General features: G+C 70.9%; 15 protein-coding genes. 8 read left to right on the plus strand and 7 right to left on the minus strand.

What is annotated here, in order from left to right:
* Window positions 1-5: 5 nt before the first annotated feature.
* The 3 genes from fabG to ACF061_RS30415 all read right to left on the minus strand — a co-directional run bounded on the left by fabG (window position 6) and on the right by ACF061_RS30415 (window position 1,602).
* Window positions 6-710 (minus strand): 3-oxoacyl-[acyl-carrier-protein] reductase, encoded by a 705-nt coding sequence (gene fabG, locus ACF061_RS30405; RefSeq protein ID WP_392270214.1) that lies wholly within the window; start codon window positions 708-710, stop codon window positions 6-8.
* Between the two features lie 167 nt (window positions 711-877).
* Window positions 878-1,129, minus strand: coding sequence for a hypothetical protein (locus tag ACF061_RS30410; protein ID WP_392270215.1), 252 nt, complete (start codon window positions 1,127-1,129; stop codon window positions 878-880).
* A complete protein-coding gene (locus ACF061_RS30415) occupies window positions 1,129-1,602 on the minus strand; it encodes an ATP-binding protein (protein WP_392270216.1) in 474 nt (157 codons plus the stop codon). Before ACF061_RS30415 ends, ACF061_RS30410 begins: the two co-directional genes overlap by 1 nt.
* A gap of 167 nt (window positions 1,603-1,769) precedes the next feature.
* Here ACF061_RS30415 and ACF061_RS30420 point away from each other — a divergent pair, with 167 nt between their 5' ends.
* From ACF061_RS30420 to tyrS, 6 genes are all read left to right on the plus strand, one after another.
* Window positions 1,770-2,630, plus strand: coding sequence for a helix-turn-helix domain-containing protein (locus ACF061_RS30420; protein WP_392270217.1), 861 nt, complete (start codon window positions 1,770-1,772; stop codon window positions 2,628-2,630).
* Complete coding sequence (locus ACF061_RS30425) at window positions 2,627-2,824, plus strand: DUF397 domain-containing protein (protein ID WP_392270218.1); 198 nt, start codon at window positions 2,627-2,629, stop codon at window positions 2,822-2,824. Before ACF061_RS30420 ends, ACF061_RS30425 begins: the two co-directional genes overlap by 4 nt.
* Before the next feature lie 362 nt (window positions 2,825-3,186).
* Window positions 3,187-3,384 (plus strand): DUF397 domain-containing protein, encoded by a 198-nt coding sequence (locus ACF061_RS30430; RefSeq protein WP_392270219.1) that lies wholly within the window; start codon window positions 3,187-3,189, stop codon window positions 3,382-3,384.
* A gap of 239 nt (window positions 3,385-3,623) precedes the next feature.
* Window positions 3,624-5,147, plus strand: a complete 1,524-nt coding sequence (locus tag ACF061_RS30435; protein ID WP_392270220.1) for a TldD/PmbA family protein — start codon at window positions 3,624-3,626, stop codon at window positions 5,145-5,147.
* Window positions 5,144-6,538, plus strand: coding sequence for a metallopeptidase TldD-related protein (locus tag ACF061_RS30440; protein ID WP_392270221.1), 1,395 nt, complete (start codon window positions 5,144-5,146; stop codon window positions 6,536-6,538). The genes ACF061_RS30435 and ACF061_RS30440 overlap by 4 nt, the downstream gene beginning before the upstream one ends.
* Window positions 6,539-6,603: 65 nt before the next feature.
* Entirely contained in the window at window positions 6,604-7,872 is a 1,269-nt protein-coding gene (gene tyrS / locus ACF061_RS30445) for a tyrosine--tRNA ligase (protein WP_392270222.1), read from the plus strand.
* A gap of 64 nt (window positions 7,873-7,936) precedes the next feature.
* On the opposite strand, the gene ACF061_RS30450 is transcribed toward tyrS, so the two are convergent.
* On the minus strand, window positions 7,937-8,215 hold the full coding sequence (locus ACF061_RS30450) for a GlsB/YeaQ/YmgE family stress response membrane protein (protein ID WP_392270223.1): 279 nt from the start codon (window positions 8,213-8,215) through the stop codon (window positions 7,937-7,939).
* Between the two features lie 345 nt (window positions 8,216-8,560).
* Here ACF061_RS30450 and ACF061_RS30455 point away from each other — a divergent pair, with 345 nt between their 5' ends.
* Window positions 8,561-8,965 (plus strand): DUF3099 domain-containing protein, encoded by a 405-nt coding sequence (locus tag ACF061_RS30455; RefSeq protein WP_392270224.1) that lies wholly within the window; start codon window positions 8,561-8,563, stop codon window positions 8,963-8,965.
* Window positions 8,966-9,219: 254 nt separating this feature from the next.
* Window positions 9,220-9,450: a hypothetical protein gene (locus ACF061_RS30460; RefSeq protein WP_392270225.1), complete on the plus strand. Its 231-nt coding sequence runs from the start codon at window positions 9,220-9,222 to the stop codon at window positions 9,448-9,450.
* A 66-nt stretch (window positions 9,451-9,516) separates the two neighbouring features.
* Here the strand turns inward: ACF061_RS30460 and moaA are convergent, their stop codons facing one another.
* The 3 genes from moaA to ACF061_RS30475 form a co-directional block, all read right to left on the minus strand.
* The gene (gene moaA, locus ACF061_RS30465; RefSeq protein WP_392270226.1) at window positions 9,517-10,506 is read right to left on the minus strand and encodes a GTP 3',8-cyclase MoaA; all 990 of its coding nucleotides are present in this window, start codon (window positions 10,504-10,506) and stop codon (window positions 9,517-9,519) included.
* Window positions 10,507-10,662: 156 nt separating this feature from the next.
* A complete protein-coding gene (locus ACF061_RS30470; protein WP_392270227.1) occupies window positions 10,663-12,300 on the minus strand; it encodes a cation acetate symporter in 1,638 nt (545 codons plus the stop codon).
* On the minus strand, window positions 12,297-12,653 hold the full coding sequence (locus ACF061_RS30475) for a DUF485 domain-containing protein (protein WP_392270228.1): 357 nt from the start codon (window positions 12,651-12,653) through the stop codon (window positions 12,297-12,299). The genes ACF061_RS30470 and ACF061_RS30475 overlap by 4 nt, the downstream gene beginning before the upstream one ends.
* Window positions 12,654-12,740 lie beyond the last annotated feature (87 nt).

Below are 12,740 nucleotides of genomic sequence, written 5' to 3' on the forward strand. Positions count from 1 at the left end.
GGTGATCAGTGACCCATTCCCAGTCCGCCGTCAACGGGAATGACGGCTCCAGTGATGTACGAGGCGTCGTCCGAGGCGAGGAACCGCACCGCGGCGGCGATCTCCTCCGGCTGCGCGTACCGGCCGAGCGGCACCTGCGACACGATGCCCTGGCGCTGCTCGTCGCTGAGCGCCCGGGTCATGTCGGTGTCGACGAAGCCGGGGGCGACGACGTTGAAGGTGATGTTGCGCGAGCCCAGCTCGCGGGCGAGGGAGCGCGCGAAGCCGACGAGACCGGCCTTGGAGGCGGCGTAGTTCGCCTGTCCCGCGGAACCGAGCAGGCCGACGACGGACGAGATCAGGACGACGCGGCCCTTCTTGGCGCGCAGCATGGCGCGGTTGGCGCGCTTGACGACCCGGAAGGTGCCGGTGAGGTTGGTGTCGATGACCGAGGTGAAGTCCTCCTCGGACATGCGCATCAGGAGCTGGTCCCTGGTGACGCCGGCGTTGGCGACCAGGACCTCGACCGGGCCGTGCTGGGCCTCGATCTCCTTGTAGGCCTGCTCCACCTGCTCGGGGTCGGTGATGTCGCACTTGACGGCGAGGAAGCCGGCCGGCGGCTCCCCCGAACGGTATGTGATCGCGACCTTGTCGCCGGCGTCGGCGAACGCGCGGGCGATGGCGAGGCCGATGCCCCGGTTGCCTCCGGTGACGAGAACCGAGCGGCTCAACGGATCACCCTTTCATTGCGTCTGTACGGTCGACAGCGCACCCGGACACCACGGTGAACAGGCGGCTTCACCGAAAACCTATCGGTCCGGCCGTCGCGGCGGGCGATCGGGCCTCGACAGTGGCGCATCGCGGCTCCTGTCGGGTTCCTACAGTCGGAACACCTTGGTCAGTCCGCCATGCCGGGTGCGTGAGCGGGCGGGCCCTCGGCGCGAGCCGTCTCAAGCATCCTGCGGGCGTACGTCACCAACGCGGTCAGATCGTCCCGCAGTGCCAGGGCGCCGGCCACATGGATCGCGTCCAGCGTGCGCAGGCGCCCGGCGTGGACGGGATGCCCCCCGGCGAGACCGAGGCGTACGCAGTAGGCGGTCATCTGGTACAGGTCGCCCCGCTGCGGTCCAGCCTTGAACCTGGCGTCCACTACGGCCGAACGGGACACGGGTCGTCCGGGACCCGGACCGCGCACTCCGCCCACACGGTCTTGCCCGGCCCCGTGCGCCCGGTCACGCCCCAGCGGTCGGCGACGGCTTCCACCAGGAGCAGACCTCTCCCACCGTCGGTGTCAGCGGAGGACCGGCCCGGCGGCCCGGGGATCTCCGGGTGCCCGGGGTGGGTGTCGGACACCTCGACGCGGACGAGTCCCGCGGTGCGGTCGTAGGTGAGCCGCAGCTCGAAGTCGCGTCCCGGGACGCGGCCGTGGAGAACCGCGTTGGCGGAGAGTTCGGCCACGACGAGGGTGACGGTGTCGGAGGCCGGGCTGCCGTACGGCAACTGCCACAGGTCGAGCCGGTGCGTGGCGAGTCTGCGGGCGAGTCGTGCGCCGCGACGCGTGGCGGAGAAGCGCTGGGCGAACACACTTACGGTTACGGCCTCTTGGGCGCGTGGTGCTGGCATGCGCCCAGCGTTTCGGCGCCCTTCCGGCCCCCAACAGGGACGACGCCCATACAGGCGTGACTGTATCGGTGCACACTCTGGACTGGGTGGGTAACTCCCCGTGACCCTGGGCGGGCCGGGCGGGGTTGAGCGAGGCGTGAAAGCGCGGACACGGGAGGCACGGGGCGATGAGGGCGGAGCACGGCGGAGGCGGGAACGGCGGCGCGAACGGTACGGAGGCGGAGCTCTCCGACAGTCTCAAGACCTTCGGCGCGGTCCTCAAGGCCCTGCGCGAGGAATCCGGCCTGACACAGGAGGAGTTCGCGCAGCGGGTGCGGTACTCGGCCGCGTACGTCGCCAAGATCGAGCAGGGGAAGCGGTTCCCGCCGGCGGACCTGCCCGCGCGGGCGGAGGAGGTGCTCGGGCCGGTCGCGGTCAAGGTCCTCACGGCGGCGGCGAAGAGTTTGACGCGGAGGGCTGTGTTGGCTTCCTGGTTTCGACAATGGGCGGAGATCGAGGAGGACGCGGTCTCTCTGTACGCCTACGAGTGCCGAGCGATTCCAGGACTGCTACAACCTGAGGCGTACATCCGGGCAATCTTCGACCGGCGACTGCCGCCTGCGTCTGAGGAGCAGATCGAACGTGAGGTCGCGTCTCGGCTGGAACGGCAACAGCTCATCTCCGCCAACCAGAGCACCGCGTTCAGCTTCGTCATCGAACAGAGCGTCGTAGCACGGCGGATGGGAGGACGCGATGTCACCAGGCACGTCATCGACCGCCTCCTTGAGATGAGCACGCGCCGCAATGTCGAGATCCAGATCATGGCCACCGTCCAGGAGGACCACTGCGGCATCGACGGTCAGATGTACCTCGCGGAGACAACCGCTCATCAGTGGCTCGGCTACACCGAAGGCCAGCGATCGAGCAGTCTGATCTCCGCGCCCAAGGATGTGAGTGTCCTGCTCCAGCGCTATGGCAAGCTGCGTTCCCAAGCCCTGGACTGTCGGGCTACCGTGACGCTGCTGGAACAGATGCGAGGAGCGCTATGACCACCGCCCACGAGCTGAGCTGGTTCAAGAGCAGCTACAGCGGCAGCGAGAACGACAACTGCGTCGAGGTCGCCGTGCGCCCCGGGGCCGTCCACGTCCGCGACTCCAAGGACAAGCGCATCCGTCCTCTCGTCGTCACGCCGACCGCCTGGTCGGCGTTCGCGGCACTCGCCGCCGCCTCCCTGGACGGCTGAGTCCACGTCGTACGCAACGCCGGCGGGCGGGCACGGGAGTCGTTCCCGTGCCCGCCCGCCGGTCTGTGCCCGCAGGTCGGCGGGCGAGCAGGGCGACGTCTCGCGCAGTGGGCGGCTCGGACCCGACCGCGTTCAGCTCATGGCCACCGTCCAGGAGAACCACTGCGGCATCGACGGTCAGATGTACCTCGCGGAGACAACCGCTCATCAGTGGCTCGGCTACACCGAAGCCAGCGATCGAGCAGCCTGATCTCCGCGCCCGAGGATGTGAGTGTCCTCCATCAGCGCTATGGCAAGCTGCGTTCCCAAGCCCTGAATTGCCGGGCTACGGTGAACCTCCTGGAACAGATGCGAGGAGCGCTATGAGCACCACTGATCAGCTGCGCTGGTTCAAGAGCAGCTACAGCGGAGGCGAGGGTGACAACTGCGTCGAGGTCGCCGTGCGCCCCGGGGCCGTCCACGTCCGCGACTCCAAGGACAAGCGCATCCGTCCTCTCGTCGTCGCGCCGACCGCCTGGTCGGCGTTCGCGGCACTCGCCGCCGCCTCCCTGGACGGCTGAGTCCACGTCGTACGCAACGCCGGCGGGCGGGCACGGGAGTCGTTCCCGTGCCCGCCCGCCGGTCTGTGCCCGCAGGGCGGCGGGCGAGCGGGGCGACGTCTTCCGCGGTGGGCGGCTCGGGCCAGCACCACCATCCGCTCCGGGCGAATAGTGGGCGTCTTCTCCCGTGATCGCGGGCGGTGAGACGTGATTCACTGCCTCGGAAGGTCACCACAGGCAAGCGCCGGAAGGATCCGCCCGTGCCCCACGAAGTCGATCAATCATTCCTGGCACTCCCCCTACGGAGCCTCGCCGACGCCGCGCTGGCCCGCGCGCGGGCGCTGGGGGCCGAGCACGCGGACTTCCGTCTGGAGCGCGTGCGCAACGCGTCCTGGCGGCTGCGGGACGCCCGGCCGGCCGGGTCGTCGGACACCACCGACCTCGGGTACGCGGTGCGGGTGGTGCACGGCGGCACCTGGGGGTTCGCCTCCGGGGTCGATCTGACGATGGACGCGGCCGCGCGGGTGGCCGCGCAGGCGGTGGCGATGGCGAAACTGTCCGCGCAGGTGATCGCGGCGGCCGGGTCGGACGAGAGGGTCGAGCTGGCCGCGGAGCCCGTGCACGCCGACAGGACGTGGGTGTCGTCGTACGAGATCGACCCGTTCTCCGTCGCGGACGAGGAGAAGGCCGGGCTGCTCGCCGAGTGGAGCGCGCGGCTGCTGGCGGCCGACGGCGTCAGCCATGTGGACGCCTCGCTGCTCACCGTGCACGAGAACAAGTTCTACGCGGACACCGCCGGAACCGTGACCACCCAGCAGCGGGTGCGGCTGCATCCGCAGCTCACGGCGGTGGCGGTGGACGAGTCGAGCGGGGAGTTCGACTCCATGCGCACGCTCGCCCCGCCGGCGGGACGCGGCTGGGAGTACCTGACCGGGACCGGCTGGGACTGGGACGGCGAGCTCGAACAGATCCCCGCGCTGCTCGCCGAGAAGATGCGCGCGCCCAGCGTCGACCCGGGCGTGTACGACCTGGTCGTGGACCCCTCCAACCTGTGGCTGACCATCCACGAGTCCATCGGGCACGCCACCGAGCTGGACCGGGCGCTCGGGTACGAGGCGGCCTACGCCGGCACCTCCTTCGCCACCTTCGACCAGCTCGGCAAGCTGCGCTACGGCTCGGAGCTGATGAACGTCACCGGCGACCGCACCGCCGAGCACGGCCTGGCGACCGTCGGCTACGACGACGAGGGTGTCGAGGCGCAGTCCTGGGACCTGGTGAGGGACGGCACGCTGGTCGGGTACCAGCTCGACCGCCGGATCGCGCGGCTCACCGGCTTCGAGCGGTCCAACGGGTGCGCCTTCGCCGACTCCGCCGGCCATGTGCCCGTGCAGCGCATGGCCAACGTGTCGTTGCGGCCGGACCCGGCCGGGATGTCCACCGAGGACCTGATCGGGGGCGTCGAACGGGGCATCTACGTCGTCGGGGACCGGTCCTGGTCCATCGACATGCAGCGCTACAACTTCCAGTTCACCGGGCAGCGGTTCTTCCGGATCGAGAACGGGCGGCTGGCGGGGCAGCTCCGGGACGTCGCCTACCAGGCGACCACGACCGACTTCTGGGGCTCCATGGCGGCCGTCGGCGGCCCGCAGACGTACGTCCTCGGCGGCGCCTTCAACTGCGGGAAGGCCCAGCCGGGCCAGATCGCGGCCGTCTCCCACGGCTGTCCCTCGGCCCTCTTCAAGGGCGTCAACATCTTGAACACCACCCAGGAGGCCGGTCGATGAGCCCGCGTACCAGCAAGCCGCACGAGATCGTCGAACGCGCCCTCGAACTGTCCCGGGCCGACGGCTGCGTCGTGATCGCGGACGAGGAGTCGACCGCGAACCTGCGCTGGGCGGGCAACGCGCTCACCACGAACGGTGTCACGCGCGGGCGCACGCTCACCGTGATCGCGACCGTGGACGGCCGGGAGGGCACCGCCTCGGGAGTGGTGTCGAGGTCGGCGGTGACCGCGGACGAGCTGGAGCCGCTGGTGCGGGCCGCCGAGGCGGCCGCCCGCGGCGCCGGTCCCGCCGAGGACGCGCAGCCGCTGGTCACGGGCGTGCCCGAGTCTCCCGGCTTCACCGACGCGCCCGCCGAGACCTCCTCGGCGGTGTTCGCCGACTTCGCTCCGGCGCTCGGCGAGTCCTTCGCCCGTGCGCGGGCCGGCGGCCGCGAGCTGTACGGCTTCGCCAACCACGAGCTGGTCTCCACCTACCTGGGGACGTCCACGGGCCTGCGGCTGCGCCACGACCAGCCCAACGGCACGCTGGAGCTGAACGCCAAGTCCCCCGACCGCACGCGTTCGGCGTGGGCCGGGCGGTCCACGCGGGACTTCACGGACGTGGACCCGGCGGCGCTCGACGCGGAGCTGGCCGTACGGCTCGGCTGGGCCGAGCGGCGGGTCGAGCTGCCGGCGGGACGGTACGAGACGCTGCTGCCGCCGACCGCCGTGGCGGACCTGCTCATCTACCAGATGTGGTCGGCCTCGGGCCGGGACGCGGCCGAGGGGCGCACGGTGTTCTCCAGGCCGGGCGGCGGCACCCGGGTCGGCGCCAAGCTGACCGGGCTGCCGCTGACCCTGCGCAGCGACCCCGACGAGCCCGGTCTGGAGTCGGCCCCGTTCGTGGTCGCGCACTCCTCCGGCGCCGACCAGTCGGTGTTCGACAACGGACTGCCCGTCCGGCCGACCGAGTGGATCGCCGGCGGCGAGCTCAGGCACCTGCTGACCACCCGGCACACCGCGGCCCTGACCGGGCTGCCCGTCGCCCCGACCGCCGGGAACCTGATCCTGGACGGCGGCGACGACCGCTCCCTGGCGGAGATGGTCGCGGACACCGAGCTCGGGCTGCTGCTGACCTCCCTGTGGTACATCCGCGAGGTGGACCCGGCGACGCTGCTCCTGACCGGGCTGACCCGGGACGGGGTGTACCTGGTGGAGAACGGCGAGGTGACCGGTGAGGTGAACAACTTCCGGTTCAACGAGTCGCCGGTGGACCTGCTGGGCCGGGCGACGGAGGCCGGGCGCACCGAGAAGACCCTGCCGCGCGAGTGGAGCGACTGGTTCACCCGGGCCGCGATGCCGTCGCTGCGGGTCCCCGATTTCAATATGAGCTCTGTCAGCCAGGGCGTATAACCTCGTAGTCGGCTGTCACCCGACCGCCCGACGACCATGAGCATCACCTAGGAGACGCGAGAACCGTGACGGACATCGTCGACGAGCTGAAGTGGCGGGGGCTGTTCGCCCTGTCCACCGACGAGGACGCCTTGCGCAAGGCGCTCGCGGACGGTCCCGTCACGTTCTATTGCGGCTTCGACCCGACCGCGCCGTCACTGCACGTGGGGCACCTGGTGCAGGTGCTCACCGTTCGCCGGCTCCAGCAGGCCGGTCACCGGCCGCTGGCGCTGGTCGGCGGCGCGACGGGGCTGATCGGTGATCCGCGTCCGACCGCCGAGCGCACGCTGAACGCCCCGGAGACGGTGGCCGGCTGGGTGGAGAAGCTGCGTCACCAGATCGAGCCGTTCCTGTCCTTCGAGGGCGAGAACGCCGCGGTCATGGTGAACAACCTGGACTGGACCGAGGGCCTGTCGGCGATCGAGTTCCTGCGGGACATCGGCAAGCACTTCCGCGTCAACAAGATGCTGACGAAGGACTCGGTGGCCCGGCGGCTCGAGTCCGACCAGGGCATCAGCTACACCGAGTTCAGCTACCAGATCCTCCAGGGCATGGACTTCCTCCAGCTCTACCGGCGGCACGGCTGCACGCTCCAGCAGGGCGGCAGCGACCAGTGGGGCAACCTCACGGCCGGGCTGGACCTGATCCACCGGCTGGAGCCGGACGCCGAGGTGCACGCGCTGGCCACGCCGCTGATGACGAAGGCGGACGGCACCAAGTTCGGCAAGACCGAGGGCGGCGCCGTCTGGCTCGACGCGGAGATGACGACGCCGTACGCGTTCTACCAGTTCTGGCTGAACGTGGACGACCGGGACATCTCCAAGTACATGCGGATCCTCTCCTTCAGGTCCCGTGAGGAGCTGGAGGAGCTGGAGCGGCAGACCGAGGAGCGTCCGCAGGCCCGGGCGGCGCAGCGCGCGCTGGCGGAGGAGCTGACGACGCTGGTGCACGGCGCCGACCAGACCGCCGCCGTGATCGCCGCGTCCAAGGCGCTCTTCGGCCAGGGCGAGCTGGCGGAGCTGGACGAGCGGACGCTGGCGGCCGCCCTGACCGAGGTGCCGCACGTCCGGGTCGCCGAGCTGGGCCAGGTCGTGGACCTGTTCGCCGAGGTGGGTCTGGTGGCCAGCAAGTCGGCCGCGCGGCGCACGGTCAAGGAGGGCGGCGCCTACGTGAACAACGTCAAGGTCGCCGCCGAGGACGCGGTCCCCGCCCGGGAGGATCTGCTGCACGGCCGCTGGCTGGTGCTGCGCCGGGGCAAGAGGAACCTGGCGGCGGTCGAGGTCACGGGCGGCTGAGCCCTCAGGCGTACGGTGAGGGGCGGCCCCGTGAGCGCGGGTGCCGCCCTTCGTCGTGGGCGCGCTATCTGCGCTGCCGCCTGCTGCCCCACAGCCCCATGTACACCATGTCGCCGATCGCGACGATGATGATGGCGGCGATGATCTGGAAGATGTGCCGGGTCCAGTCGATGCCCCGGGTCTGCGCGACGCCGAACCCGCGGGCGACCGCGTTGCCGACGATTCCCCCCAGGATGCCGAAGATGGTGGTCAGCCAGAGCGGACTGTGCTGCTTGCCGGGGATCACCGCCTTGGCGATCAGCCCCAGGATGAAGCCCACGATGATCGCCCACAGCCAGCCCATGGCCGCCTCCTCGTCCGGTTCGACGTGACCGTCACCGTCAGTGTCGACCGGCCGACCGTGCGTCGCATGCCGGGCGGCGCCGTACGTGGCAGGCGCGGGGCGCGTAGGCGCGGGTACGCCGGACGCGGGAGCGGTGGTGCGCGGGGCGCGTAGACGGCGCTGCGCCGGGTGCCCGGGGCGACGGTACGCGGGGCGTTCGGGCAGGCGGGCCGCGCCCCGGCCTCGTAGGCGGTGCGGGCGCGGCGTAACGTGGGGGGCGAGGTTGTGCGGGCGCGGTGTCCCGGCCCGGTCGGCGACCGGGTACGGGCCGGGGAGCTGTCCGATGCGGACGAATGGTGGAATGCGATGCGGAAGCAGCATGGTGGGGGCGGCGCCCAGGTGTTCCGGATCACCGGAGCCCGGACGGGCCTCCAGGAGGACGTGCGCGGCCGTCAGCGCCGGTACGTCATCTCGATGTCGATCCGTACGGCGTCGGTGCTCCTCGCGGTGGCGCTGTGGAACGTGGAACGGTACGTGGCGATCGTGGCGCTGGTGCTCGGCGCGGTGCTGCCGTACGTCGCCGTGGTGATCGCCAACGCGGGGCGGGAGAACGCCCCGAGCCTGCCGTCGACGTTCGTCGCCATGCCCACGAAGCCGATGATCACTTCGCCGCGGACGGCGGAGGACGGCTCCGCGGAATCCGTTCCGGAGGACGCGGCGGCCGACCCGGCGGCGGGTGCGGCGGCACGCGAGCCGCACAAGGGCGCCTGACCGGTCGTGACCGTGCGTGACGAGAACCGCCGGGCGGACCTGAAACGGGGGTGAGCGGGCCGTGCAGGACACTCCGCCCGAAGCTCAGGAAATGCTCAGATCAATCATGTTGTTCCGGTGCCGGGCGGCGGGTCACCCGTGACATACTTCGTACGCGCTCCGCATCCCCCGTCGGAGCGACAGACCGACGCCGGGCAGCTCCCCCCGTGGCTGCTCGGCGTCGCCTTGTTGTGCCGTGGCTGTGGGACGAACCTGTGACTGACGAGACTCCGATCTGTTCCGCCAAGGGCTGCCGTGCCGCCGCCGTGTGGGTGCTGGCCTGGAACAACCCGAAGATCCATACGCCGGAGCGCCGTAAGACGTGGCTGGCGTGCGAGGAGCACCGGGAGCACCTGTCGCAGTTCCTGGGGGTGCGCGGCTTCCTCAAGGACGTGGTCCTGCTGACGGAGTGGGAAGCGTCCGAGGCCGCCCGGGACGGGGCCTAGCCGGACCCCGCCGTTCGGACCGCGCCCGCCCGGCCAGGCCCTTGTTCCGGCCTGTCCGTGCGGACCCTAGCCGCCGATCGCCGACATGGGGCGGTCGGGCTGGACGAAGGAGGGGTCGTCGAGGCCGGCGCCCGCCTTCTTGCCCCACATCGCCAGCCGCCAGATGCGGGCGATCTCCTCGTCCGGCGCCCCGGAGCGCAAGGCGGCCCGCAGGTCGGTCTCCTCGGTGGCGAACAGGCAGGTACGGACCTGGCCGTCGGCGGTGAGGCGGGTGCGGTCGCAGGCCGCGCAGAAGGGGCGGGTGACCGAGGCGATGACGCCCACGCGGTGCGGGCCGCCGTCGACGGTCCAGCGTTCGGCGGGGGCGGAGCCGCGTTCGCCGGCGCCCTCGGGGGTCAGGTGGAAGCGGGTGCGCAGGGAGGCCAGGATGTCGCCCGCGGTGACCATGCCCTCGCGCTTCCAGCCGTGCTGGGCGTCGAGGGGCATCTGCTCGATGAAGCGCAGCTCGTAGTCGTGCTCCATCGCCCAGGCCAGCAGGTCGGGGGCCTCGTCGGCGTTCAGGCCCGGCATCAGGACCGTGTTGACCTTGACCGGGGTCAGGCCGGCGTCGCGGGCGGCCCGGAGTCCCTTCAGGACGTCGTGGTGACGGTCCCGGCGGGTGAGGGCCTTGAAGACGTCCGGGCGCAGGGTGTCCAGGGAGACGTTGACCCGGTCAAGGCCGGCCGCCTTCAGCGCCGCCGCGGTCCGCTCCAGGCCGATGCCGTTGGTGGTGAGGGAGGTCTGGGGGCGGGGCTGAAGGCCCGCGACCCGTTCCACGATGCCGGCCAGTCCGGGGCGCAGCAGCGGTTCGCCGCCGGTGAAGCGGACCTCCGTGACTCCCAGGGAGGTGACCGCGATGCCGACGAGGCGGACGATCTCGTCGTCCGTGAGCAGGTCGGGCTTGGCCAGCCACTGCAGGCCCTCCTCGGGCATGCAGTACGTGCAGCGCAGGTTGCACCGGTCGGTCAGTGAGACCCTCAGGTCGGTGGCCACCCGGCCGTAGGTGTCGATGAGCACGTGGGCCCCCTCCCTCGTCGCGGACCGTCTCTTGACGTCTCCTGCGAGCGTACGCGACGGCACGGCGACGGGCGGAGTGCCCGATCCGACGGAGTGGGGCACGGCCGGGTCGTAGGGATCTACGATCCCGGTGACCCGGCCGGCGGTGCGGAGCCCTCAGTGCGCGCCGGTTCCCGTGAGGGACCGGACCTCCAGTTCCGCGTACTTGGCGGTGTCCGGTTCCTCCTTGGACAGCAGGGTGCCGACGACGCCCAGCAGGAAGCCGACCGGGATGGAGATGAGGCCCGGGTTCTCCAGCGGGAACCAGTGGAAGTCGACGTCCGGGAACATCGACGTCGGCTTGCCGGAGACGACCGGCGAGAACAGCACCAGCCCGACCGCGGTGACCAGGCCGCCGTAGATGGACCACAGGGCGCCGGAGGTGGTGAACCGCTTCCAGAACAGGCTGTAGAGGATGGTGGGCAGGTTGGCGGAGGCGGCGACCGCGAAGGCGAGGGCCACCAGGCCGGCCACGTTCAGGTCGCGGGCGAGCGCGCCGAGCACGATGGAGACGGCGCCGACGCCGACGGTCGCCCAGCGGGCCGCGCCGAGTTCCTGCTTCTCGGTGGCGGTGCCCTTCTTGATGACGTTGGCGTAGATGTCGTGGGCGAAGGAGGACGACGAGGCCAGGGTCAGGCCGGCGACGACGGCGAGGATGGTGGCGAAGGCGACCGCGGAGATGCTGGCGAGCAGGACGGCGCCCCAGTTGGAGTCGACCCCGCCGAGGTGGAGGGCGAGCAGCGGCGCGGCCGTGTTGCCGGCCTTGTTGGAGGCGATGATCTCGTCCGGCTTGATGAGCGCGGCGGCGCCGAAGCCGAGGGCGAGCGTCATCAGGTAGAAGACGCCGATCAGGCCGATCGCCCAGAGCACGGACTTGCGGGCGGCCTTGGCGGTCGGGACGGTGTAGAAGCGGATCAGGATGTGCGGCAGTCCGGCGGTGCCCAGCACCAGGGCGATGCCCAGCGAGAGGAAGTCCAGCTTGGTGGTGCCGGTGGCGCCGTACTTGAGGCCGGGCTCAAGGAAGGCGGAGCCCTTGCCGCTGTTGTCGGCGGCCTTGCCGAGCAGGTCGGAGATGTCGAAGTCGAACTTCAGCAGCACCAGGAAGGTCAGCAGGACGGCACCCGCCATCAGCAGCACGGCCTTGACCATCTGCACCCAGGTGGTGCCCTTCATGCCGCCGATGGTGACGTACACGATCATCAGTACGCCGACCAGGGCGACGATGCCGATCTTGCCGGCGTCGCTGGTGATGCCGAGGAGCAGCGAGACCAGGACGCCCGCGCCCGCCATCTGGGCCAGCAGGTAGAAGATCGACACGACGATCGTGGAGGTGCCGGCCGCGGTGCGCACGGGGCGCTGGCGCATGCGGTACGCCAGGACGTCGCCCATGGTGTAGCGGCCGGAGTTGCGCAGCGGTTCGGCGACCAGGAGCAGGGCGACCAGCCAGGCGACGAGGAAGCCGATGGAGTACAGGAAGCCGTCGTAACCGAACAGGGCGATGGCGCCGGCGATGCCGAGGAAGGACGCGGCGGACATGTAGTCGCCGGAGACGGCGAGGCCGTTCTGGAATCCGGTGAACTGCCGTCCGCCGGCGTAGAAGTCGGCGGCGTCCTTGGTCTGCCGGCCGGCCCAGACGGTGATGACGAGGGTCGCGACGACGAAGACCGAGAACAGGGTGATGATCAGCGTCCGGTGCTCGCTCGCGGCGCCGGCGGCCAGCAGGGTGTGTGCCGCGGGGTGCGTTGCGGGGGTCATTCTCCGCCCTCCATCCGGGACTTGATGGCCTGGGCCCTGGGGTCGAGCCTGGTGGCGGCGTGCCGCGCGTACCACCAGGCGATGAGGAACGTGGTGAGGAACTGGGCGAGGCCCAGGACGAGGGCGACGTTGACGTTGCCGAACAGCTTGGTGCCCATGAAGTCGCCCGCGTAGTTGGAGAGCAGGACGTACAGCAGGTACCAGGCGATGAAGGCGATGGTCAGCGGGAAGGCGAAGGAGCGGTGGGAGCGGCGCAGTTCACCGAACTCCGCGCTCTCCCGCACCGCGACGAACTCCTCTGTCGTGGGGCGTGCGCCCTGGGTCCTGGAGGGTGGCGGTGTCTCGGTGGCCACGGCTGTCTCCTCGTGTTGCGGATGCGGATGCGACGGGGGCCCGATGGTCCTCGGCCTCCCTGCCCAAGGTCCACGGCGCCACGCGAG

The organism is Streptomyces sp. NPDC015220, from assembly GCF_043079345.1.
GTDB lineage: Bacteria > Actinomycetota > Actinomycetes > Streptomycetales > Streptomycetaceae > Streptomyces.